The organism is Paraburkholderia ribeironis (genome assembly GCF_900019265.1).
Classification (GTDB): Bacteria; Pseudomonadota; Gammaproteobacteria; order Burkholderiales; family Burkholderiaceae; genus Paraburkholderia; species Paraburkholderia ribeironis.
Genome location: NZ_CYGX02000055.1, coordinates 17,033 through 39,642, shown reverse-complemented (window position 1 = coordinate 39,642; position 22,610 = coordinate 17,033). Strand labels below are relative to the sequence as shown.

Below are 22,610 nucleotides of genomic sequence, written 5' to 3'. Positions count from 1 at the left end.
CACTGGCGGCCCCACTACCAGGCCCGCCGCCGGCGCTGCCCCAATACCGGAGACACGCATGAATGCACCCACTCAGCACGCGCAACGCTCGGCCTACTACGAAGCCATCGCGCGTCAGCGTCTGACGCCGCTGTGGGAATCGCTGCACAACCTGGTTCCCAAACAGCCCTGTCCGAAAGCCCAGCCCGCAATCTGGAAATACGCGCAGGTGCGCGACCTCGTGATGCAGGCGGGAGCCGTGATCAGTGCGGAAGAAGCGGTGCGGCGCGTGCTGGTCCTCGAAAACCCCGGTTTGCCCGGCAAATCGAGCATGACGCCGAGCCTGTACGCCGGCTTGCAGTTGATCCTGCCCGGCGAGATTGCGCCGAGCCACCGGCATACGCAGTCGGCGCTGCGCTTCATTGTCGAAGGACAGGGCGCATGGACGGCAGTCGACGGCGAGCGCACCACGATGCATCCGGGCGACTTCATCATCACGCCGTCGTGGACGTGGCATGACCACGGCAACCGGTCCATCGAAGAAGGTGGCGAGCCGGTCGTCTGGCTCGATGGCCTCGACATTCCGCTGGTCGCGAGTCTCGACGCGGGCTTTGCCGAGAACTATCCGCAGGCGACGCAACCGGTGTCGCGCCACGAAGGCGACAGCTTCGCCCGCTTCGGTCACAACATGGCGCCGGTCCGGCATCGCGTTACCGATCCGACTTCGCCGATCTTCAGTTATCCGTACGAACGCAGCCGGGAAGCGCTCGACGCGCTGTATCGGAACGGCGAGCTGGACGCGTGGGACGGCGTCAAGCTTCGCTACGTGAATCCCGCGACGGGCGGCTGGCCAATGCCGACCATGGCGACCTTTATGCAGTTTCTGCCTGCGGGCTTTGCGGGCCGCTCGTACCAGAGCACCGACGCGACCGTCTATTGCGTGGTCGAAGGGCGCGGCACCGTGCACATCGGCGAGAGCGAATTCGCGTTCGACGCGCACGACGTATTCGTCGCGCCGTCGTGGCAACCCGTGCGGCTGTTTGCGTCGCAGGACAGCGTTCTTTTTAGCTACTCGGACCGGCCTGTGCTCGCGGCGCTCAATCTGCTGCGGGAGCAACGCAACTGAGCGACGCAACTGAGCGGCGCAACTGAGCGACGTATCTGAGCGACGCAACCGGGCAGCGCATCCAGACAAGTCCATCAACCACGGCGCGCGGGAGCAGCGTAATGCTCCGCGCCCACGTTGGGCACGTCCTTCTCCACCAATTTTGTCAGCAAGCGAGATCCGAAACATGGCATTCGTCTTTACACCCGAGGCGCCCATCGCCGTTCCTGTCGCCGGTAGCGACGATCACTTCGCAGTCCGTCGTGTCTATTGCGTCGGTCGCAACTACGCAGCGCATGCGCGTGAGATGGGTTTCGATCCGGACCGCGAGCCGCCGTTCTTCTTCTGCAAGCCGGCCGACGCCGTCGTGCCGGTGGCGGATGGCCACACGCTGGAGCTCGCGTATCCGTCGCAAACCCAGAACTATCACTTCGAGGCGGAGCTGGTTGCGGTGATCGGCAAGGGCGGCTCGGATATCGCGCTCGACGATGCGCTCGACCACGTATGGGGCTATGCAGTCGGTCTCGACATGACCCGCCGCGACCTGCAGATGAAAATGCGCGAAATGGGGCGACCGTGGGAAATCGGCAAGGCGTTCGACCGCTCGGCGCCAATCGGTCCGATCCATCGCGCGAGCGAAGTCGGACACTTCGTGCAGGGCGGCGTGTGGCTGAACGTGAATGGCGAGACGAAGCAGAAGAGCGACGTGTCGCATCTGATCTGGTCGGTCGCGGAAACGGTCGCGGATCTGTCGAAGTTTTTCCGTCTCGAACCGGGCGACGTGATCTACACGGGCACACCGGAAGGCGTGGGTGCGGTCAAGCGTGGCGAGCTGATGACGGTCGGCGTGGAGCGGCTCGGTGAACTGAACGTGCGGGTGGTCTGAGTCGTCCGCCAATCAGCATCGACTCCGGCGGCAATACGAATCGGAAACAGGATTTAATCGTGCAGCTTTATAGTTTTTTCAACAGTTCGACGTCGTACCGCGTGCGCATCGCGCTGGCGCTCAAGGGTGTCGCCTATGACTGCGTGCCGGTCAACATCCGCATCGGCGAACAGCGCGACGCGCAGTACGTCGATGGCGTCAACCCGGGCGCCGCAGTGCCGGCGCTCGTGGACGGCGAGTTCAGGCTTGGCCAGTCGCTCGCCATCATCGACTATCTCGACGCCCAGTATCCGCAGCCGCGTCTGATTCCGTCGGGGTCCGTCGAGCGCGCACGCGTGCTCGAAGTGGCGGACCTGATTTCCTGCGACATCCATCCGGTCAACAATCTGCGCGTGCTGCGTTATCTGCAGGACGTGCTGAACGTGACGGCCGAGCAGAAGGATGCGTGGTATCGGCACTGGATCGCGCAAGGTATGACGGCCGTGGAGCGGCTGCTCACCCGTTCCGGCGATGCCGGGCCGTGGTGCTTCGGCACGCAGCCGACGCTCGCGGATTGCTGTCTCGTGCCGCAAATCGCGAACGCGCAGCGCATGGGTTGCGATCTGAGCCCGTATCCGCGCAGTCTCGCCATCTATGGTCATGCGCTCGAACATCCGGCGTTCGCAGCCGCACAGCCACAAGTTCAGCCGGATTACATCGCTTGACGCTTTGTAGCTTTGCATGGGACCGGAGTAAGAGCTTTGCATGGGACCAGAGTAAGGCGCTAAAGCGCCAACTCCGGCCGACCGCTGAGGGCCTGGAGTAAGCGCTGAAGCGCTAACTCCAGTCAGACCTCAGCATAGGACCAGAGTAACGCGCTGAAGCGCGAACTCTGGTCGACCGCTGAGGGCCTGGAGTAAGCGCTGAAGCGCCAACTCTGGTCGACAGGAGACAGACATGAGCAACACACATCCGCACCAACGACGCGTAATCGTAGTAGGCGGCGGCATCGGCGGCCTTGCCGCGGCGCTCGCGCTGGCCCGCCAGGGCATCGCGGTGCAATTGCTGGAACAGGCGGCGCAGATCGGCGAGATCGGCGCGGGCATCCAGCTTGCCGCCAATGCGTTCAATGCGCTCGACGCATTGGGTGTCGGCGAGGCGGCGCGCAGTCGCGCGGTGTTCACCGACTTCATGAAGATGATGGACGCGATCGACGGCCGCGAAATCGTCCGCATCGACGTCGGCGCACCGTATCGCGCGCACTTCGGCAATCCGTATGCCGTCATTCATCGCGCGGACATCCATCTGTCGATTCTCGAAGCGGTCCGCGAGCATCCGCTGATCCAGTTCCGCACCAACACCCAGGTGAAAACGATCGCGCAGGACGAAACCGGCGTGACCGTGATCGACCAGCACGGCGAGCGGTATCGCGCCGATGCGGTGGTCGGTTGCGACGGCGTGAAGTCGGCCGTGCGCGACGCACTGATCGGCGACGCTCACCGCGTCACCGGACATGTCGTCTATCGCGCCGTGGTCGAGGCGGACAACATGCCGCCGGACCTCAAGATCAACGCCCCCGTGGTGTGGGCTGGACCCCATTGCCACCTCGTGCATTACCCGCTGCGCGGCGGCCAGCAGTACAACCTGGTCGTCACGTTCCACAGCCGGGAACAGGAGGAATGGGGCGTGCGCGAAGGCAGCAAGGCCGAAGTGATGTCGTATTTCGAAGGCATTCATCCGCTGCCACATCAGATGCTGGACCGCCCGACTTCGTGGAAGCGCTGGGCGACCGCGGACCGCGATCCGGTCGAACGCTGGAGCTTCGGCCGGGCGACGGTGCTCGGCGATGCCGCGCATCCGATGACGCAATACCTCGCGCAAGGCGCATGTCAGGCGCTCGAGGATGCCGTGACGCTCGGCGCCGCGGTCGCCGCCACCGACGGCGACTTCGAAGCGGCGTTCGCGCTGTATGAGAAGGCGCGGATTCCGCGCACCGCCCGCGTGCTGTATTCGGCGCGCGAGATGGGCCGCATCTATCACGCGAAAGGGGTTGAGCGACTCGTGCGCAATTCCTTGTGGACCGGTCGCATGCAGGCGCAGTTTTACGACGCGTTGCACTGGTTGCACGGCTGGCGTGCGCAAGACTGCCTGAAAGACGCGCTGTAGCGCGCACGGCAGGCGTATCGCGAGATCAACGCGAGATCAACGCGAGATCAACGCGAGATCAATCCATAAACCCGGAGGAGACACCCATGACCGAGCAACACGCCCGCTCGCACCCGCCGCAGACCGCGCGGGTCCTCAATATCGCCGATGTGATCGACCGCAACGGCGTATCACGCTTTCAGGCGGTGATCGTCGTTCTGTGCTTTCTGATCGTCGCGATCGACGGTTTCGACACGGCCGCGATTGGCTTCATTGCGCCGGCCATTCGTGCGCAGTGGCAGCTTGCGCCATCACAACTCGCGCCCGTGTTCGGCGCGGGGTTGGCCGGACTGATGGCCGGCGCGCTGCTATTCGGGCCGTTCGCCGACCGGTTGGGCCGCAAGCGTCTGCTGCTGATTTGCGTGCTGGGTTTTGGCGTGGCGAGCGCCGCGTCCGCATGGGCGAACTCGCTGGGCGCGTTGATCGCGTTGCGCTTTCTGACGGGCATGGGTCTCGGCGCCGCGATGCCCAACGCGATCACACTGACTTCCGAATACTGTCCCGCCGCGCGCCGTTCGTTCCTCGTGACGACGATGTTCTGCGGCTTCACGGTCGGCTCCGCGCTCGGCGGACTCGTCGCGGCCGCGCTGATCGAACACTACGGCTGGCGCGCAGTGCTGCTGACGGGCGGCGTCGCACCGTTGCTGTTGCTGCCGGTGCTCGGCGGGTGGTTGCCGGAGTCGGTTCGCTATCTGGCTGCCACCGGCTGCCCGGCGCAGCAGATTGCGGCCATTTTGCGTCGTATCGCGCCGCAGGAGGATTTCACGCACGCGTCGTTTGTGACCTCGGACGCTAGCGCGGCCGGCTCGCCGATCGCGGGGCTGTTCCTGCCGAGTCTGCTGCGCGGCACGATCCTGCTGTGGCTGACGTTCTTCATGAGCCTGCTCGTGATCTATCTGTTGTCGAGCTGGCTGCCGACGCTGCTGCGCTCCACCGGTGTGACACTGCAAACGGCGGCGCTCGTGACCGCGATGTTTCAGGTGGGCGGCACGGTCGGCGCGATCGTGCTGGGCTGGCTGATGGACCGGGTGAATCCGCACCTTGTGCTGGCCGCGAGTTACACCCTGGCCGGGTTGTTTATCGCGGCTATCGGCAACCTCACGGCAACGCCGTGGCTGGCTGCGCTGGCCGTGTTCGGCGCGGGCTTCTGCGTGTCGGGGTCGCAGGTCGGCGCCAATGCGCTGTCGGCAGCCTTCTATCCGACCGATTGTCGCGCGACTGGCGTGAGTTGGGCCAATGGCGTTGGGCGTAGCGGATCGGTGGTGGGTTCGATTGCCGGCGGCGCGATGCTCACGGCCGGCATGACGATGCCGGCGCTGTTTATGACCGTCGGGGTGCCCGCTGTGATCGCCGGCGTGTCGATGCTGATGTTCGGTCTGTTCAGAGGCAGCCAGTCGCACGCTGGGCCGGCGACGCCGTTGATCGAACGGACGGCGTCGCGTTGATGACGCGGTGTCGTCAGTGGTGGAAATAGAAAAACAAAATTGCTCCATCATGGCTATCGTGTTCCGGTGCTGATCGTCTATTGCGCCGCTCGGTGATCGTTCCGGTTTGACCCGAGCCCGCGCGATATCGACTACTTGATCTTCGCGCACGGTACCGAACCGGGCATGCTGCGGCTACGAAAGCCGCGGCATCGCTGCTGCCAATGCTTCTTCAAACTGTTGCTGCGCGGAGTCGCTGCGCGCGCAGGATCGCCGCCCACCCATTGCACCACTGCCGAGCATGAAGGCCGACATGCAGGATTCGCCGGCGTCGCACGACTCGTCCGGCCGAATGCCCAATAGGTGCGCGCACAGCCCTATCTAACGAATCGGTTTTCAATTAAATAATGAATATGATTTGCGTCTTCTCTTTGCAAAATGTGCAAAATGATTTTTAACAATTAATGGTTTTAACTTTAATCCAACTCCCAAAAAGTATCCATTGCTTATAAAACATTGAAGTTCACCAGGTTGTGTGATAAATACGAGTTCCTCGGTATTTTTCTAGCTGCTTGAGTGATGCGGAAAAGCGCACCTCCCACTTCATGCTATTTGATTAGTTATGCGAATCGAATTGACGATTGTCAATTTTTAAATGCGATTCCAGTTGTGATTCTGGCCTCGTGTGCGGATGTGCTGGTTTGCCTTAATACTTTCTGGTGATAAAAATGATTAGAAAATTATTGATTGCATTCGGTAGTCTGGCCGTGCTCGGATATCTGGGTCTGTCGGGCTACGCGTATTTCCACGACACAAGCTATGCGGAACGGTCGATACCGCAGGCGTCAAATGTGGTGGAAGGTGGCCAGATCAGGAGATTGCTGGACGAGAAGGCCTGTTATTACTGTCACTCCCGGCAAACCGTGCTGCCCGCCTATGCACGCTTGCCGGGCATGAGCCAGTTGTCCCGCTACGATGTCGAACGGGGGCTGAAAAATTTCCAGATCGATGCGCTATTCGACAACCTGCGCGATGGGACGCCGCCTGCCGAAGCCGATCTCGCGAAGCTCGAGTTCGTGGCCAGCGACGGCTCGATGCCGCCCAGACTGTTCCGATCGGTGCACTGGAGCACCGGTCTGAGCGACAGCGACCGGCGCATGCTGCTGGACTGGATCGCCAGCCAGCGCAAGGCGTACTACGCAACGCCGGGTGTTGCGCCGGAGTTCAGCAACGAACCGGTCCAACCGTTACCGAAATCCATTCCCGTCGACGCTCGCAAGGTGTCGCTCGGTAGGGAGCTTTTTCATGATCCGCGTTTGTCGGCGGACAACACCATATCGTGCGCGAGTTGCCATGCGCTGTCGAAAGGCGGTGTCGATGGACGCAAGACCTCGCTCGGCGTGGGTGGGCAGGTGGGCCCGATCAACGCGCCCACGGTGTTCAACGCAGTCCTCAATCGTGCCCAGTTCTGGGACGGTCGTGCCGATGGATTGCAGGCTCAGGCTGGCGGGCCGCCGCTCAACCCGATCGAAATGGCGTCGACGTCATGGCAGCAGATCATCGATAAACTGAACCAGGACCCGTCGTTGACCCGCCAATTCGAAGGGGTGTATCCCGATGGTTACTCCGGCAAGAACATTACCAATGCAATTGCCGAGTTCGAGAAAACCCTGCTTACACCAAGCCGTTTCGATGCGTATCTGCGTGGCGACAAGACGGCGCTGAGTGCCGAGGAGTTGCACGGCTATCAGCTGTTCAAGGCGAATCGGTGTGCTACGTGTCACGTCGGGAAGAATCTCGGCGGCCAGTCATTCGAGCGTCTCGGCCTGCATGGCGACTATTTCGCCGATCGCGATACGCCTATGACCACGGTGGACAACGGCCGTGAAAACGTCAGCCACGATGCGCAGGATTTCCATCGCTTCAAGACGCCGACGCTGCGTAACATCGCTTTGACCGCGCCGTATCTGCACGACGGCAGTGTGACCGATCTAAGCCAGGCAGTGCGTATCATGTTGAAGTATCAGGTGGGGAAAGACGCGTCGGATGACGATGTGAAAGCGCTGGTGGCTTTCCTGAACTCGTTGACCGGGAAGTAGCGGCGGTTGGAAACGCGGCCGACGGAAAGCCGATGGCGGCCCAGTTGCCTCCTGGTCTGCAACAACTTATAGTCGCTCGGGTAAGTTCAGGTCGCGTGAAAGGAACGCGTTCGACGACCGTGGCTCATGCGCAGGCCGGGTAGAAGATCGGAGTGGAGGAGGCAACATGCAGGACAGGCTGGATGCGGCGGACGCGGTCAATCCTGCCGAGGCGGCACGTAGCGCGGCAAGGGCCAACCGCGCCGTGCTGGTAATCGCCATCGCCCAGCTGCTCGGCACCTCGTTGTGGTTCAGCGCGAACGGTGCGATGCGCGACTTGCAGATAGCGTGGCAGTTGAACGCGTCCGGGATCGGCTGGCTGACGAATGCGGTGCAGGCGGGTTTTATCGTCGGAACGCTGCTCTCCGCGACCACCGGGCTCGCGGATCGGGTTTCCGCCAGCAAGGTGTTCGGCGTTTGCGGCGTGCTCGGCGCGGCGCTGAACGCGCTCTTTGCACTGTGCAGTACAGGGCTCGCGTCGGCGATCGCATTCCGGTTCGGCGTGGGTGTCGCGCTTGCCGGGATCTATCCGCTCGGGATGAAGCTGCTGGTGTCATGGGACCCGCGCCGGGCCGCGCAGACGCTCGCGTTGCTGGTCGCCATGCTGACGCTCGGTACGGCATCGGTGCATGCGATTCGTGCATTGCTCTCGACCGTTCCCTGGCAAACCGTGGTGCTGGCTTCGTCGATGCTCGCGGTGATTGGCGCGCTGCTGGTCGTTTCGCTCGGCGAAGGGCCGCACGCGCGGCACGCCGGCAAGCGTCGCGCGGGATTGGCGGCGGGAGTAGGGCAGGTCCTGCGGATCCGCGAGTTTCGTGCGGCCGCGCTCGGCTATTTCGGGCATATGTGGGAGCTGTACGCGTTCTGGACGCTCACGCCGCTGCTGGTTCAGCGGGCGTTCGCGGGCGGCGCGCAGGAGCCGGCCAGTGGCATCGCGCTGTGGTCGTTCCTGATCATCGCGATCGGTGCGATTGGATGCCTGCTCGGCGGCAGGTTGAGCAAGTCGGTCGGCAGTGCGCGAACCGCCGCGCTCGCGCTGGCGACATCGGGCACGCTGTGCGCGGTCTATCCGCTTTCGTCGGCGCTTGGAACCGTGGGTCAGCTTGCGCTATTGCTCGTCTGGGGCATCAGCGTGATTGCCGATTCGCCACAATTCTCCGCGCTGTCGGTCAAGGCCTGTCCCGCCGACAAGATTGGCGGCGCGTTGACGCTTCAGAACTGCTTTGGCTTTTTCCTGTCGGCGTGCTCGATCCTGTGGTCGACGAGCGCCTACCATTCGCTCGATGTACGCGTCGCGTGGTTGCTGCTGCCTGGACCGATCATCGGTTTGCTCGCGATGAGGCCGCTATTCCGAAAGCGGCCGCTATGGTGATGCGTCGGGCGGCAGGGCAGTACGCATGCCACGCCGCAGGCGCCTCATTGGCGCGTCAGCGCGGTGGTGAAGCGCTGCTTACTTCGCGCCGTGCTTCGCCTGCCAGCGATGCATGAACGCGATCTCGTCCTGCTGAGCCTTGATGATGTTTCGGGCCAGCCGCTTCAACTCCGGGTCCTTGCCGTATTTCAGTTGCACCTGCGCCATGTCGATCGCCCCCTGATGATGCGGAATCATGTGAGCGACGAAGTCCTTGTCGGCGTCGCCGGTGTATTCAGGCTCGCTCATGCCGTGCATCATCCTGTCGTCGGCGGCTTTGAAGCCTTGCGTCGATTCGTCCGAACCCGCGTGCGCCGGGCCGGACATATGCATGCCGGGCATTGCGGCCGGTTGCTGGGCGTGCACCGGCATGGCTGCCATGGCAAGCGTCAAGCCGCTGAACGAACAAAGGAAACGCAACACGCGAAGGTTTGTCATCGTGGATTTTCCGTTGATAGAAGTGGATAAAAGCCTGGTTGGAGATTGAATGCAGGCTGTTTCGAATGAGCGTGCGCCCGGGAAGCCAAAGTTTAACCAGGCGCGGGCCATTCCCGACTGCATCGGATCTCAAGCGTGGGCCTTGCCATCGCGGTAAGGTCAAGCATGATTCACTAGGTAAAACCTTACCGGTTCTATGTGCGCCAGGTCACCGAGTCAAGGCAAACTTACTCGAAAGTTCCAGTGAGGCTGCTATTCTGGACCGTCTTCGTCGTACCCAAGCCGTGCCGTTGCGAATAACGTCTAAACAATCAGGAGTGCGGCATGTTGAGAAAGGTCGTCGATCGGGCGAAACAGTTCCGACGCAGCGAAGGGTTCAAGCATTCCATCGCCACACCTCGTCGGCTTTCGCTGCACGCAACGCAGCGTTTGAACGGAGGCGTGTTCGCCATCGAGATTCGGGAAAACTCCGGTTTCTTTTCCGTGATGCAGATGGTCCTGTTTATCTTGATGTATTGCGACGAAAAGAGTCTGGTCCCATGCATCAGCGCGCGCCGCGGACTTTACGGCGATCCCGAAGGAAAGCTGGACTGGTTCTCGACTTTCTTCGAGCCGGTGAGGACCCACACGACCGTTGAGGGCTCGCGCAGGGTGAGAACGTCGACGGTTCGCGACCTGGTTCAGTTGGGTTTTCGCCAGCGCTACGAAACCCGGCTTCGACTCCCCAGTGCAAGCGAACTCTTCTTCTCGCATTACCGTGTGGCCGCGCCGCTCGAGCGGGAAGTCGCCGCGATCTGCCACACGCTAGGGATCGGCAAGACGACGCTCGGCGTGCATTTCAGGGGCACCGACAAGAGGCTGGAAGCCGTTCCGGTTCCCTGGCAGGAGTTCTGCCGCCAAGTGGAAGCGACGCTCGCCGACCATCCGCAACTCAAGACCATTTTCGTCTCGAGCGATGAGCCGGCATTTCTCGACTACTTCACCGCGTGGCCGTTTCGCAAGCCGGTTAAAGTCGCGCCGGCAAAACTGCTCGCGCGTGCCGGGTTGCCGGTTCATTTCAGCGGCTATGCCGGACTCGAAATCGGCCGCGAGGCGCTCGTGTCCAGCCTGCTGCTCGCCAATTGCGGATTCCTCGTCAAGACGCCGTCGTATCTGTCCGCGTGGTCGAAGATATTCAATCCGTCGCTACCGGTGAAACTCGTGTCGCCTCCGCGCCTGGACGCATTCTGGTTCCCCGACAGCCGGCTCTGGCTTGAACAGGTGGAGCGAGAGAGGGCGGAACGGGAAAACGAAGAACGGGCAAAGGCAGCTTGAGGTCGGGCCTATTTGCTTATTTTTACTTATTGCCTGTTGCCTGGTGCGTAGTCAGCGGTTAGCAGCGCGCGGCCCCAAGGCGTCCGCTGACGCACGCCTATAATTAGAATTTGCGTCGCGGGTTCGACAGCGAGTTAGCAGAAGAGCCCGCAATCTGCCAACCGCATTGCCATTGCAAAGAGGCCGACAGCATGTATATCGCCATGAACCGTTTCAAAGTGACGCCCGGGTCCGAGGCCGCATTCGAGCATGTGTGGATTTCTCGCGACACCCATTTGAAAGAGGTTCCAGGCTTCATTGAATTTCATCTGCTGAAGGGGCCGCAAAAGGAAGATCACGTTCTGTATTCGAGTCATACGATCTGGCGCGAGCGCGCGGACTTCGAGGCGTGGACCAAATCCGACGCCTTTCGGGCCGCGCATCGCAGCGCCGGCAACGAAAACCGCGTGCTCTATCTCGGGCATCCGGAGTTCGAGGGCTTCGAAGTCATCCAGACCGTGAAGTAGTCCACGTCGCTGGCCATGCTGACGATTTCGGTCGACAACGCGTCGCTCGGCGCGACGTTCGACCGGCAAGCTCAGTCTTCACTGCGCGGCACGCTCTGCGGTGCGAGCCGGGTGACTCCGACGCGTGCTTGCGGCGCGCCCGCGCAACTCACAAAGGAATGGACCCATGAAAGCCATCAAGATTGGTTCGCCGGCCACCATCGCGAATCTCCAGGTCGTCGACCTGGCGGACCCCGGTCAGCCCGTGGCGGGGCAACTGCGTGTGCGTATTCACGCGAGCTCGCTGAACTTCCATGACTATGGCGTGGTGAGCGGCAATCTGCCTGCCGAAGCAGGCCGGATTCCGATGGCGGATGGCGCGGGCGTCGTCGAGGCGGTCGGCGAAGGCGTCACCGGATTCAAGGTCGGCGACCACGTGGTGTCATGCTTCTTCCCGTTCTGGGAAAGCGGCCCGCCGGCGGTCGGCGATTTCAAAACCACACCCGGCGATGGCGTCGACGGTTACGCTCGCGAGGTCGTCGTGTTGCCGAGCCACTACTTCACGCACGCACCGCGCGGCTACAGTCACGCCGAAGCCGCAACCCTGACCACGGCCGGGCTGACCGCGTGGCGCGCGCTCGTGGTCGACGGTCAACTGAAGGCGGGCAGCACGGTGCTCGTGCTCGGCACCGGCGGCGTGTCGATCTTCGGCTTGCAGATCGCGAAAGCGATGGGCGCCGCGGTGATCGCCACGTCGTCATCGGATGCGAAACTGGCCAGGCTTCGTACGCTCGGCGCCGACCACACCATCAACTATCGCGACAATCCAGAATGGGGCAAGCAGGTTCGCCGACTGACGGATGGGCGCGGCGTCGATCATGTGATCGAGGTGGGCGGCCCGGGTACGCTGCCGCAATCGATTACGGCATGCCGGATCGGCGGCCACATCGCGCTGATCGGCGTGCTGACCGGACGCGCGGGACCGGTGCCGACCGCCGCGCTGATGGCCAGACAGCAGCGCCTGCAGGGGCTGATCGTCGGCAGCCGGCACGATCAGCTGGAGATGATTCGGGCGTTGGAAGTCACGGGCATCAAGCCGGTGATCGACAGCACGTTCGATCTGGACAAACTTGGCGATGCGTTCCGGCACGAGGAGTCGGGTGCTCACTTCGGGAAGATTTGCGTAACGATGTGAGCGCACTGGCATGCGAGAGTGGGGGCGCCAGACGCAGCGCGATCACTTCTCAACCGTGTGCTGCGAGCGTGGCGAAGTCAACACTCGTCGCTTCGCAAGCTTGCGTGAAGCCCGTGTCGTAGCTCGTAAACAAGACGGTACGCGTGCCGGACAACGTCCTGAACAGATCGACCAGCGTCGCGCGCCCAGCGGCGTCGAGTCCGCCGAGCGGTTCGTCCGCAATGACGACGCGGGTCTCGCCGAGCGTGGCTGCCGTGAGGAAAAATTTCTTGCGCGTACCGAACGACATCTGCCCGAAGCGTTTTTCGAAATGCGGTGCGAGACCAAAGCGCTCTGCCAGATCCAGCGTATCGCTGCCGACCGTCGTCTGTCTCGCAGCGGCCACGTTCCGCAAATACTCGCGGCCGGTTTGATCCGGATGGGTCATGCAGTCTTCAGGCACGTACGTCAGCACGGACTTGGCGGCAAGCGGCGCAGTGCGCAACGAATGGCCGCCGAGCCACACGTCGCCAGCATCGGCTTCGATCGTGCCGGCGAGAATGCCGAGCAACGTCGATTTGCCGCTGCCGGACTCATCGTTCAACGCGACGCATCCTGACGCAACCTCGTAATGCAGTCCCTGGAAGATGATGCGTTCGCTGTACTGCTTGCTAAGGTTCTCGAATCGAAGCATGGGTCGTGGAGTGTAGCTCGGTGAAGAACGGCCGCTTTGGCAGGATGCGCGATGCGCGGTGGCGCCGGGCATCGTGTCCGTGCGTCACGGTCTCTTCAACAGGTTGGCATCGCGCAAGTGTAGCAGCGCAGCGCCATCCCCTTCACCGTCCCGCGTCCAGCAGGAACGTCACCATCCGCTCGCACACCCGGCCGAACATCTGCGTGCCGGTCACAGTCGGACATCCGCGTGCACGAGCCGCTTCGATCAACGGCGTGAGCGGCGGCTTCGTCACCACATCGCCGACGAACGTCGTGGCCGGCAATCGCGATACGTCGATCGGCAACGGATCGTCTGCGCGCATGCCGAGCGGCGACGCGTTGACCACCACGTCGTACGCGTCGGCCTTCGCAGCGATGTCCGCGCTGCGCGCTTCGCCGCGCCCGAGCGCATTCAGCCGGCCGATCAGCGAGGCCGTGCGCTCGACATCGTTGTCGCGCACGTCGAGTGAGCCGATGCCGTTTTGAACCAGCGCATGCCCGATCGCCGAGCCCGCACCGCCGGCGCCCACCAGCAACGCGCGTTTGCCGTGCAACGCGCAGCCGGCATCGACGAGCGCGGCGACAAAGCCGGTGCCGTCGAACATGCCGCCGTGCCAGCCGCCATCCGCCGTGCGACGCAGGGTGTTGACCGCGCCGAGAAAGGCCGCCTCTTCGGACAGCGTCGCGCAATACCCAGCCGCGCTGAACTTGTGCGGCACCGTGACGATCAGGCCGTCGACGTTGCGCATCGGTGTCACGCAAGAACGCGGGCAGGTCGGCGGGGGCCACGTGAGCGGGCACTACCAGCGCGTCGCGGCCCGCTGCGCGCAACGCGGCGGTCACGCCGGACGGCGAGCGCACCTGCGCGATCGGATCGCCGACGATGAAATACACCCGCGTCGCGCCGCTAAGCCCTTCGTCGAGCGAAACGGAAAATGGAAGTGCGTGAGCGCACGTCATGGACAAGTCTCCGGAGAAAGCGCAGTCCGTTGCATCGTGCACGATACGGGGCCATCCTGCTTGATCTGCGCGGGATGAGTGAGCAATAGAACGCCACGGCTTGAGCGCAGACCGCTGTTCGAGCGGCGTGTGCGGCAGGCCCGGCAGCAGATTTGCCAGCGCGGCATCGACGGGAAACGATGTGGCGATCGGCAGCGGCTCGCCGGCCGCGTCGATATGCGCGCCCGGCGCGATGGCGCCGATCCGTGGGATGACCCGCTGAAAAAACTCGCGCCTGCGCCGCTCGAAGCCGCGTCGGATATGGGCGTGGCCACGCTGAGCTCGCCGTATTTCAAACGCAGCCGGCGAGTGGCGTCGGTGACCGCCACGATTTCGCCGCGAAATCCGTTCGCGAGTTGGTCGTTCGATTGGGGCGCGTCGATTACATGAGCCACGCGTTGGCGCCAGGCCAGAAATTGCTCATTGGCCGCGAGTCCGCGCGTGCTGAAACGGCACGTCGAGATGGCGGAGCGCGAATCGGCGGCGTTCGCGGCCAGGTGTGGCTGCAGAATGCGCTGTGATGAATCCGTTTCCCCGGGATGCGGCCTGGGCGAACGGGCGGTGCGAATCTGCAGGCGGCCGATTATTTCACGAGCCGATCCGAAACTGAGACGGATGGTAAAGCCTTACAAAAAACTTGAGCTATCGTCACCCAATTAGATTGCAGATCGTTTTCGCGGACGGCGCAGCGAGGGTCGGATTCAGTTCGACTTGCGCTCCGGTACCGGAATCGTAACTGTGCGCAGACAAACATCGATCCGCTGTGCCTGGCGTGACCGGTGCGACGTGGAGGCGTAGACAGGCACTTCACGGGGAACCGAAGATGAGCGGCACGAGCAGGCAGCCGACCGCGCAAAGCGGCGGGCGGCACGCGAGCAGTCTGGCGGATAGCCAACTGGAGCATCTCGAGAACATGGTCGAGCATCTAACGCGTGGCGGCGCGGCGGATGTGCTGCACGGACTCGACCACGCGTATTGGGAAAAGCGTATTCGCGCATTGGAACAGACGCACGAGCTGATCGTCAGTCAGCAGCGGCGCATTGGCAGACTGCTGGAACGGCTCGCGAGCGAAGCGCGGGTCGAACTCAAGCGGCGCACTGCCGCCTGAGCGACTGGGCAGGTCGGGGAATGCGAGGAACCGCGGTAACAGCGCGCGAGAAGTACATCGATGCGGGTCAGCATCGGCAAAAATCCGTTAGAGCCTGAGAGAACGTGGCGATGATGCGAACGGGCACGCAGAGGCCCGTCGCTCATCTGCCGATTCGTATGAAGCTTGTCGGCGGCGTGATTCCATGCCGCTTCGCCGCGACTGCCTTGTTCCTGAGTGCCGGTCACCTCCACACGTCGATTGCGTATTCGTCCGCGTTGATCCGATCGCGATTTGCCGAGCGATGCGACGTTAGCCGCCATGTCTTTCCGCTCTGTCGTTCATTTCATGCGAGTCACCGGCAGGCATTTAAAAAACAACCGCCGATTGCAGTAATTCCGACCGCTTTTAAATAGGGCGCAGTTAAATGTAGGTGTGCAAAATACGCACTACATTTAGCGCTGTTAAACTGTGCGCCGGAGTAGAAATTGGCCTTTCCCATGATCTGGATCGCGCGCACCCGGCACTCCTGATCCGGGCGACCGCGGCTAAAAGGGACGCATGTCTGGTGTGCTCTTTCTTGCATGCACGCATGGTGTTTCGCATCAGCCGATTTTCTCGCCAAACTCCACCTTTCCGATTTTGACAAGCATCGGCGCCTGCCTGGCGCCCGTTTTTTTGGAAGTGACTCATGAAGCCGGCAAACAATTCGCTTGGGAAAAGACGCATACGCAAGATTGCCGTCGCTGCGGTTGCAGTGCTGGTCGCGGTGTTGCTGGCCTGGGGCGTGTGGCATTCCCAGCAGCGCGCGGCGCAAGATGCGCCGGCGCTGACCGGTGTCGCTAACCAGATGCGCCACGACACCTCGGCATGGACGCACGAAGAGAAAGACGCGTCACAGATGCTGCGCGATATTCACGACGCCAGGGTCGCCGCGATCGGTGTGAGCCCGAATGCGATTCTGGTGTCGCGGCATGACGGCTCGAAGTACTTCGTCACCGATCACAACGCGACGTTCTCGCATGCTTTGCTGCTCGGTGAACCGAAGACCGGCGAGGCCGCGCCGTATCAGCTCGTGTGGCTGCCCGATGCGGACATCACGACCGACGGCGCGCGCTGGACCCAGGAATTAGACCGGCTGCGCGATGCGATCAGCGTGCTGTTGCCGCTGTTGCTGATCGGCGGCATGGCGTGGTTCATGCGGCGCGAGATGAAGGGCGGCGCGCAGCTGCTCAGCGAAACGCCCGCGCTGCGCTTTGACGACGTGATCGGCGCAGGCGAAGCAAAGGCCGCGCTCGCAGACATCCGCGGCTATCTGTCCGATCCGAAGCAATTCACGTCGATGGGCGTGCGTGCGCCGTGCGGCATCCTGATGGTGGGCGGACCGGGCGTCGGCAAGACGCGCTTGGCCCAGGCGCTGGCCGGCGAATGCGGCGCAAGCTTCATCTCGATCACGGGCAGCTATTTCAGCGCGAAGTACTACGGGGTCGGCATCCAGAAGGTCAAGCATCTGTTCGAGCTGGCGCGCAAGAACGCGCCCACGGTGATCTTCATCGACGAAGCCGACGGTCTGGCGAAACGCACCGACACCGGCGGCGGTCCGGTCGAAGCCGAGAGCAATCGCATCATCAACCAGTTGCTCGCGGAAATGGATGGCTTCGCATCGAACGAAGGAGTCATCGTCGTCGCGGCGACCAATCATCCGGACAACCTCGACGAGGCGTTGCGCCGGCCGGGCCGCTTCGATCGCACCGTGCAGGTCCGCTTGCCCGATCGCGAAGACCGCGCGAAGATTTTCCGCTTCTACGCGCAGAAGCTGAAGTCGAAATCCGCGGACATCGACTATGACCAACTGGCGCGGCTGACCACGGGCCTGTCGCCCGCCACGGTCGCGATGGTGGTGAACCAGGCGGGGCTCGTCGCGCGCAAGGCCGGCGACACCGAAATCGCGTCGAAGCATTTCATGGAAGCGATCAAGATCGCGCGCATCGGCGACGTGAGCGGCGCCGAGCGCGCGCTCAGCGAAGACGAACGCACGCGCATCGCGGTGCATGAAGCTGGGCATGGGCTGATCGCCGCCCTGCTGGGCACCGGCGTGCTGGAAGAGGTCACGATCCTGCCGCGCGGCGGCGCATTGGGCGTCGCTCTGATCACCAAGGCGCAGGACAAGCACCTGTATCGCGAGACCGAGATCCGCAATGAAATCCAGGTGTTGCTCGGCGGCCGCAATGCAGAAATTCTTATGTTCTCCGAAGCATCGAGCGGCGCTGCGTCGGACTTGCAGGAAGCGTCGCGAATCAGTCTCGACATGGTGTCGAAATTCGGCTTCAACAGCGACGGCGATCTGTTCAGCCTCGCGGCACTGCCGTCGCAGTATGCGGGTCTGCAGATGAAGAGCGCGATCGAGCATGCGAACGTGCTCCTCAAGGAGTTGAACGAGCTGTGCTACGGCTTGTTGCATGCATACGAGCCAGTGCTGCGCGCGATTGCCGATGAGTTGCTGGAGCACGAAACCGTTCGCGGAGAAACGGTGTATCGGCTGATCAGCGAACACAAGGGCAGCCTCCAGATCGTTCACGAGCCGGCTGCGGCGTGACGGGGGCTCGCTGAACGCGGCCCGGCCGCGCTTGGATCATGGCTGATGCTGGTGCTTGATGCGCAGCTGTTGGTTCAAACGGCGTCCGAAGTGGCGCTGTCCTTGCGCATCGTGCGCTGATGGCGAGCCGTCGACACGGTCGGCGCCTGTGCTGAAACGGATGGCGCCGCGCCTGGCCGTGGTAGCTGAGACTTCAGCCGCAGCATCGGCTCCTCGATCAGCCGCCATGACAGAATCGCAAGCGTGAGCGAGATCGCAAACGACACCGCGACTCCCAGCGCGTGCGCCCACACTGGCACCGTGCCGCCGAAGAAAGCTTGCGCGCGATGGTTGCGGGTCAGGTCGGGGATCAGGTTGTGATAGAGGTAGAAGCCGTAGCTGATGCGCCCGAAGCCCGCGAGCCAACCCGTTTCGAGCAGACCGATCACCACGTCGTTGCGGCAACAGGCAATCGAACCGACGAGCGCCGCAATACAGACGCCGTACAGTGCGCTGATCGCCGTGAACAGCAGTGGATTAGCCAGTGTGCTCCAGCTACGCTCGGTCGCACACAAGCCGACGAGTGCGAGACTCAAGCCGAAGAGCGTCATACCGTGTCCGAGCCAGGCCCGCACGGCACTGCGATTTCGCGCGATCGTCGATGTGCCGACGCCACCCAGCGCCAGCAACCAGAAGTTGCTGAGCGGGTGCGTGTAAATGGTGATTTCTTCCCAATGCGCGGCGCGCATCGCCAGCAGGGCAACCAGGCCAAGCGCGACGATCGCCCAGCACACCGCGCGATGCCGCCGCACCGCGAGCAGCAGCAAGAGCGGCGCGACGACGAGATAGAACTGCTCTTCGATCGCGAGACTCCACAAGTGCGAGTACCGCCCCGGCCAGTAACGCAGCACCGAGCCGATCCAGATGTTCGACAGATACGCGAAATGAAACGGCATGCCGCTCACGAGTTCGGGGCTCGCGAGCCCGAACGCCATCAGCACGCACATCACCACCAGCATCAGGTAGTAGATCGGAAAGATGCGCAAGGTCCGGCGCAACAGGAAGCGTTTGAGTTCGGCGCCGAACCTGCCTTCGCCGGCTTCGATGCGCTCGCGCTGCGCGGCCAGAATGCCGATGATCAGAAAGCCGCTCAGCGCAAAGAAGATCCATACGCCGAGATGACCGATCTCGCCGATATCGCCGAACAGGCGGTGCTGAAAAAATACCATCAGGACCGCGATGGCGCGCAATCCATCGAAGCCGGCAATCCTGTTGCTCATGTGGTCGTCTTCCAGTGCGAAGGTGGCGCGCGGGCGCACTGCCCTTCAGGGCGGTGATGGAAGGACCGGAGCCTGTCGGTGACGGTGAAGTCGACCGCGGCGAAAAGAAGGCGTCGTCATGACGCTCAGCGGGTGGGCCGATCGCGGATCGGCTGGCAGCGTGCCCGGTCCACATAAGTGGCCGCAGCCGCGAAGAAAAGGAGTTCGCGCGCCACGCGCGAACTCCGGCGGCCGGGCGCGAAACCATCGTACGATAAAAAAAAGCGAAAAAAATAGTGGGTCACGTTCGGCGATTTTTTTCCGCGATGGTTACCGATCGCGTCCGCGGTTCGCGCGTGAAAGCCGCAAAATTTGCCGCATTTTGCGCAAATCGACGACGCAGTGGCTCAGTATTACCACATGCCGACAGCTGGGTTTCAGATTGCCAGCTAACCGTCAAAAACTAAAGCCGGTTGTCAGCGCGCGCCGACGGTGTGCACGCATCTGCCGGGAACGATCTATTGTCCAGTGATTCGTACGAGGAGAAGCGGTCCGTGACCGCTTTGCACGGCGCGTTCGTGCGCGTCATTCTGCGAGAGCCCGAATGGAAATTCGTCGAGGACGCTCGGTCGAAGTGGATTTCTTCCGCGGCGTCGTGCTGATCGTCATCGTGCTGGATCACATTCCCGGCAGCACGCTTTCGCATCTGATGTTGCATGCATACGCGCTGTGCGACGCGGCAGAAGTGTTCGTTTTTCTCGGCGGCTATGCATCGGCGGCAGCTTATACCGCGGTGCTCGCGAGGCGTGGCGAGAACGCGGCGAAGCTGCGCTTCGTCAGGCGCTCCTGGGAGATCTATCGCGCCTATCTGTTGACGGCGATGTTGATGCTCGTGGCCGGAGCCGTGCTCGCGCTGCTGCATCTGAATCAGCCGATGGTCGAACGCACCGGCTGGCTGCCGTTTGCGGTCCAGCCGCTGCGCGAAGCGTTCGATATCGCCGTGTTGCGGCAGCAACCGTATCTGTCGAGCGTGCTGCCCATGTACGCGATCTTCGCGCTGTGCGTGCCGTTCGCGGTGCCGCTTGCGCACCGTTCGGCGCTGCGGGCGCTGGGTGTGAGCGTCGCGATGTGGGTGCTGGCCCGGCCGTTGGCCGCGTTACTCAGCATTGACGGTATGGCCGACTGGGCCTTTAATCCGTTTGCATGGCAACTGATGTTCGTGCTCGGCATTCTGAGTCGGGTGCAACCCATCAGCGAGCGCTTTCACGCAAGCCGCACCGCGCGCTGGTTCACGCGGGCCGCGGTGGTCGCGGTGCTGGCGTTCGCTATCCTCAAGCTCTTCGTGCTGACGCAACCGTTGCCCGGCACGCTCAAGCAGAATCTTTCCGTGGACCGTGTGATCAACTTCGTCGTCATCGCCTGGCTGGCTGCGCAGTTCGTGCGTACGGGCGGCATCGCATGGCTCGCGCGGCGTTTGCCCGCCGTCGTGATGGTGGGCCGCACGGGGCTCGTGTGTTTCGTCGCCGGCACGCTGGTGTCGTTGATCGTCGATACGGCGACGCCGCATACCTCGCATGGGTTGAGCGGCGTGCTGATCGGACTCGGCGGCGACCTCGTCGCGATCGGCGCGATGCTGATGATCGCACGCGGCTGGCATGGCTGGAGAGGGCAGCAGTCGGGTACGCCCGCCAATGGCGCAGGTTACGGATGACGGCGCGGCGGCGCTGTGCGCGTTCGACGCGAGGTGCGCGCACGGCTGCGAGTGTCGTCGGCGTGGCGTCATTGCTCGCGGCTCACCTGGCTAATACTCAACCGAATCCGCAACAAGTGGTGCAAGACGCGCAATTGATGCAAGCGGCGCCCAAAGACGCGCCGTTTGCGGTGCGCTGCGCGGCGTTCGCCGGCGCGGTGCTGCCCCCTGAACTGATCGCATTACCGAGCGCCGGCGTACAGATCGACAGCGCGGCGCTGGTGCGCGCTACCGCGTCCGGCAACCAGCAAGGCGGCGAGTATTGCCGCATCACTGGCCGCATCAAGGCGCTCGAGGCGGCCACGCCCGATATCCGTTTCGATCTGAATCTGCCGCGCCGCTGGAATGGGCGCGCGTTGCAGATCGGCGGCGGCGGTTACAACGGCGTGGTGGTGAGCGGCACGGGGGTGATGCCGTTTTCGCCGGATCGGGCGCCGCTCGCGCAAGGCTATGCGACGTTCGGCGACGACTCCGGGCATATCGGGGATGCGTCGCTTGCTGTGTTCGGCCTCGTCGACGAAGCGGTGACCAATTTCGGCTATGCGCATCTGAAGAAGACCCACGACGCCGCGCTCGCACTGATCGCACGCGCCTATGACCGGCCGCCGCAGCGGATGTATTTTGCCGGCGGCTCGACGGGCGGGCGCGAAGGCTACACGGTGATGCAGCGCTTTCCCGACGACTACGACGGCGTGATCGCCAATTCGCCCGCACTCAATTTTTCCGGCCTGCGCCTGCTCGGCGTGAAGCTCGGCCAGGCGGAGTATGCAACGCCCGGCGGCTTCATTCCGCCGATGCTGCTGGAGCGCGTGTACGAGCGCACGCTCGCCGTCTGCGACGGGCTCGATGGCGCAATGGACGGCATCATCAGCGACGTGGCCGCGTGTCGCGAGCACGAAGCGCAGATCATCGACTCATTGCGTTGCACGGGCGGCGCGCCGTCACCTTCGCCGTCGCGCGACGAATGCCTGACCGATGCGCAACTCTCGACGCTGCTGGTCATGCGCGACGGCCTGTCGTTACCGTACCGGCTTGCATGGGACGTCGCCGGCTATCGCGGCTACAACGTCTTTCAGGGCACGCATCTGACGGGGCTGCTCGGGCTCGGCCATCAGCCGGAGCGCTTGCCGGTGCCGACGTTCTTTGCGAACGGCTATCTGTTCGCGCAGGGCGACGGCTACGTCCGCTACTTCGTTGCACGGGACGCGGGCTTCGATTCGCTCAGGTTCGACCCGCAATATCCGGGCAAATATCGCGCGCAACTGATCGCGCTTTCGCAGACGATCGGCGCGATGAACACCGACCTGTCGCGCTACATCGCCCGCGGCGGCAAACTCATCACCGTGCACGGACTCGCCGACGAGGTCATCAGCCCGAACCAGACGATCGCTTACCATCGGGCGTTGATCGATCGCTTCGGCGCTGAACGGGTGGATGGTTTCATGCGGCTCTACATGGTGCCGGGTTTTCAGCACGGCGGCGGCGCGTTCATTCCGGCGGTGGATTTGCTGGGCGCGCTCGATAGCTGGGTGACGCGTGGCGTGCCACCGGAGACCTTGATCGCGACCGATATCGCGGCGGCCACGAATGGACGCTCGCGTCCGCTGTGCCGCTATCCGCTGTTTCCACGATACGTCGGCAAGGGGAACGTGAACCTGGCAAGCAGCTTCGCGTGCGCTGAACCGTGA

General features: G+C 63.0%; 18 protein-coding genes and 1 pseudogene. 15 read left to right on the top strand and 4 right to left on the bottom strand.

The genetic code is table 11. The features are described 5' to 3' along the window. The first annotated feature begins 58 nt into the window (after positions 1 to 58). The 7 genes from gtdA to BN2475_RS23820 all read left to right on the top strand — a co-directional run bounded on the left by gtdA (position 59) and on the right by BN2475_RS23820 (position 9,088). The gene (gene gtdA, locus BN2475_RS23850) at positions 59 to 1,105 is read left to right on the top strand and encodes a gentisate 1,2-dioxygenase (RefSeq protein ID WP_094781946.1); all 1,047 of its coding nucleotides are present in this window, start codon (positions 59 to 61) and stop codon (positions 1,103 to 1,105) included. 166 nt (positions 1,106 to 1,271) lie between these two features. Continuing rightward, positions 1,272 to 1,970 carry a fumarylacetoacetate hydrolase family protein gene (locus BN2475_RS23845; protein ID WP_094781945.1) on the top strand — a complete coding sequence of 233 codons (699 nt, stop codon included), beginning with the start codon at positions 1,272 to 1,274 and terminating at the stop codon, positions 1,968 to 1,970. A gap of 59 nt (positions 1,971 to 2,029) precedes the next feature. Next, positions 2,030 to 2,674, top strand: a complete 645-nt coding sequence (gene maiA / locus BN2475_RS23840; protein ID WP_094781944.1) for a maleylacetoacetate isomerase — start codon at positions 2,030 to 2,032, stop codon at positions 2,672 to 2,674. A 232-nt stretch (positions 2,675 to 2,906) separates the two neighbouring features. Beyond that, complete coding sequence (locus BN2475_RS23835; RefSeq protein ID WP_094781943.1) at positions 2,907 to 4,115, top strand: 3-hydroxybenzoate 6-monooxygenase; 1,209 nt, start codon at positions 2,907 to 2,909, stop codon at positions 4,113 to 4,115. A gap of 86 nt (positions 4,116 to 4,201) precedes the next feature. Continuing rightward, positions 4,202 to 5,599 (top strand): MFS transporter, encoded by a 1,398-nt coding sequence (locus BN2475_RS23830; protein WP_094781942.1) that lies wholly within the window; start codon positions 4,202 to 4,204, stop codon positions 5,597 to 5,599. Positions 5,600 to 6,306: 707 nt separating this feature from the next. After that, positions 6,307 to 7,677 carry a cytochrome c peroxidase gene (locus tag BN2475_RS23825; RefSeq protein WP_094781941.1) on the top strand — a complete coding sequence of 457 codons (1,371 nt, stop codon included), beginning with the start codon at positions 6,307 to 6,309 and terminating at the stop codon, positions 7,675 to 7,677. A gap of 166 nt (positions 7,678 to 7,843) precedes the next feature. Beyond that, a complete protein-coding gene (locus tag BN2475_RS23820) occupies positions 7,844 to 9,088 on the top strand; it encodes an MFS transporter (protein WP_094781940.1) in 1,245 nt (414 codons plus the stop codon). A gap of 78 nt (positions 9,089 to 9,166) precedes the next feature. On the opposite strand, the gene copM is transcribed toward BN2475_RS23820, so the two are convergent. Beyond that, positions 9,167 to 9,565 carry a CopM family metallochaperone gene (copM, locus tag BN2475_RS23815; RefSeq protein ID WP_094781939.1) on the bottom strand — a complete coding sequence of 133 codons (399 nt, stop codon included), beginning with the start codon at positions 9,563 to 9,565 and terminating at the stop codon, positions 9,167 to 9,169. A 324-nt stretch (positions 9,566 to 9,889) separates the two neighbouring features. Between copM and BN2475_RS23810 the strand changes: the two genes are divergently transcribed. The 3 genes from BN2475_RS23810 to BN2475_RS23800 all read left to right on the top strand — a co-directional run bounded on the left by BN2475_RS23810 (position 9,890) and on the right by BN2475_RS23800 (position 12,559). Next, positions 9,890 to 10,879, top strand: a complete 990-nt coding sequence (locus tag BN2475_RS23810) for an O-fucosyltransferase family protein (protein WP_094781938.1) — start codon at positions 9,890 to 9,892, stop codon at positions 10,877 to 10,879. Between the two features lie 191 nt (positions 10,880 to 11,070). Then, a complete protein-coding gene (gene hmuQ / locus BN2475_RS23805) occupies positions 11,071 to 11,385 on the top strand; it encodes a heme-degrading protein HmuQ (protein ID WP_094781937.1) in 315 nt (104 codons plus the stop codon). Between the two features lie 166 nt (positions 11,386 to 11,551). Next, positions 11,552 to 12,559 (top strand): zinc-dependent alcohol dehydrogenase family protein, encoded by a 1,008-nt coding sequence (locus BN2475_RS23800; protein WP_094781936.1) that lies wholly within the window; start codon positions 11,552 to 11,554, stop codon positions 12,557 to 12,559. Positions 12,560 to 12,608: 49 nt separating this feature from the next. On the opposite strand, the gene BN2475_RS23795 is transcribed toward BN2475_RS23800, so the two are convergent. Next, positions 12,609 to 13,232: an ABC transporter ATP-binding protein gene (locus tag BN2475_RS23795; RefSeq protein WP_094781935.1), complete on the bottom strand. Its 624-nt coding sequence runs from the start codon at positions 13,230 to 13,232 to the stop codon at positions 12,609 to 12,611. Between the two features lie 142 nt (positions 13,233 to 13,374). After that, positions 13,375 to 14,212 (bottom strand): annotated as a pseudogene (locus BN2475_RS23790) (shikimate dehydrogenase family protein). A 78-nt stretch (positions 14,213 to 14,290) separates the two neighbouring features. Here BN2475_RS23790 and BN2475_RS35740 point away from each other — a divergent pair. The 3 genes from BN2475_RS35740 (at position 14,291) to BN2475_RS23765 (ending at position 17,934) form a co-directional block, all read left to right on the top strand. Further along, a complete protein-coding gene (locus BN2475_RS35740) occupies positions 14,291 to 14,641 on the top strand; it encodes a hypothetical protein (protein ID WP_245841538.1) in 351 nt (116 codons plus the stop codon). Positions 14,642 to 15,074: 433 nt separating this feature from the next. After that, entirely contained in the window at positions 15,075 to 15,359 is a 285-nt protein-coding gene (locus BN2475_RS23770) for a hypothetical protein (RefSeq protein ID WP_094781934.1), read from the top strand. A gap of 670 nt (positions 15,360 to 16,029) precedes the next feature. Further along, positions 16,030 to 17,934, top strand: coding sequence for an ATP-dependent metallopeptidase FtsH/Yme1/Tma family protein (locus BN2475_RS23765; protein WP_094781933.1), 1,905 nt, complete (start codon positions 16,030 to 16,032; stop codon positions 17,932 to 17,934). A gap of 74 nt (positions 17,935 to 18,008) precedes the next feature. Here BN2475_RS23765 and BN2475_RS23760 read toward each other — a convergent pair whose 3' ends face one another. Beyond that, positions 18,009 to 19,193: an acyltransferase family protein gene (locus BN2475_RS23760; protein WP_094781952.1), complete on the bottom strand. Its 1,185-nt coding sequence runs from the start codon at positions 19,191 to 19,193 to the stop codon at positions 18,009 to 18,011. Between the two features lie 583 nt (positions 19,194 to 19,776). Between BN2475_RS23760 and BN2475_RS23755 the strand changes: the two genes are divergently transcribed. After that, positions 19,777 to 20,883 (top strand): OpgC domain-containing protein, encoded by a 1,107-nt coding sequence (locus BN2475_RS23755; protein ID WP_094781932.1) that lies wholly within the window; start codon positions 19,777 to 19,779, stop codon positions 20,881 to 20,883. 137 nt (positions 20,884 to 21,020) lie between these two features. Further along, positions 21,021 to 22,610 carry a tannase/feruloyl esterase family alpha/beta hydrolase gene (locus BN2475_RS23750; protein WP_245841536.1) on the top strand — a complete coding sequence of 530 codons (1,590 nt, stop codon included), beginning with the start codon at positions 21,021 to 21,023 and terminating at the stop codon, positions 22,608 to 22,610.

Bases quoted from the DNA above. Each gene is read 5' to 3' on its own strand.
- gtdA (WP_094781946.1), top strand. From the start codon at position 59: ATGAATGCACCCACTCAGCACGCGCAACGCTCGGCCTACTACGAAGCC.
- BN2475_RS23845 (WP_094781945.1), top strand. From the start codon at position 1,272: ATGGCATTCGTCTTTACACCCGAGGCGCCCATCGCCGTTCCTGTCGCC.
- BN2475_RS23835 (WP_094781943.1), top strand. From the start codon at position 2,907: ATGAGCAACACACATCCGCACCAACGACGCGTAATCGTAGTAGGCGGC.
- BN2475_RS23830 (WP_094781942.1), top strand. From the start codon at position 4,202: ATGACCGAGCAACACGCCCGCTCGCACCCGCCGCAGACCGCGCGGGTC.
- BN2475_RS23825 (WP_094781941.1), top strand. From the start codon at position 6,307: ATGATTAGAAAATTATTGATTGCATTCGGTAGTCTGGCCGTGCTCGGA.
- BN2475_RS23820 (WP_094781940.1), top strand. From the start codon at position 7,844: ATGCAGGACAGGCTGGATGCGGCGGACGCGGTCAATCCTGCCGAGGCG.
- copM (WP_094781939.1), bottom strand. From the start codon at position 9,565: ATGACAAACCTTCGCGTGTTGCGTTTCCTTTGTTCGTTCAGCGGCTTG.
- BN2475_RS23810 (WP_094781938.1), top strand. From the start codon at position 9,890: ATGTTGAGAAAGGTCGTCGATCGGGCGAAACAGTTCCGACGCAGCGAA.
- hmuQ (WP_094781937.1), top strand. From the start codon at position 11,071: ATGTATATCGCCATGAACCGTTTCAAAGTGACGCCCGGGTCCGAGGCC.
- BN2475_RS23800 (WP_094781936.1), top strand. From the start codon at position 11,552: ATGAAAGCCATCAAGATTGGTTCGCCGGCCACCATCGCGAATCTCCAG.
- BN2475_RS23795 (WP_094781935.1), bottom strand. From the start codon at position 13,232: ATGCTTCGATTCGAGAACCTTAGCAAGCAGTACAGCGAACGCATCATC.
- BN2475_RS23770 (WP_094781934.1), top strand. From the start codon at position 15,075: ATGAGCGGCACGAGCAGGCAGCCGACCGCGCAAAGCGGCGGGCGGCAC.
- BN2475_RS23765 (WP_094781933.1), top strand. From the start codon at position 16,030: ATGAAGCCGGCAAACAATTCGCTTGGGAAAAGACGCATACGCAAGATT.
- BN2475_RS23760 (WP_094781952.1), bottom strand. From the start codon at position 19,193: ATGAGCAACAGGATTGCCGGCTTCGATGGATTGCGCGCCATCGCGGTC.
- BN2475_RS23755 (WP_094781932.1), top strand. From the start codon at position 19,777: ATGGAAATTCGTCGAGGACGCTCGGTCGAAGTGGATTTCTTCCGCGGC.
- BN2475_RS23750 (WP_245841536.1), top strand. From the start codon at position 21,021: ATGCAAGCGGCGCCCAAAGACGCGCCGTTTGCGGTGCGCTGCGCGGCG.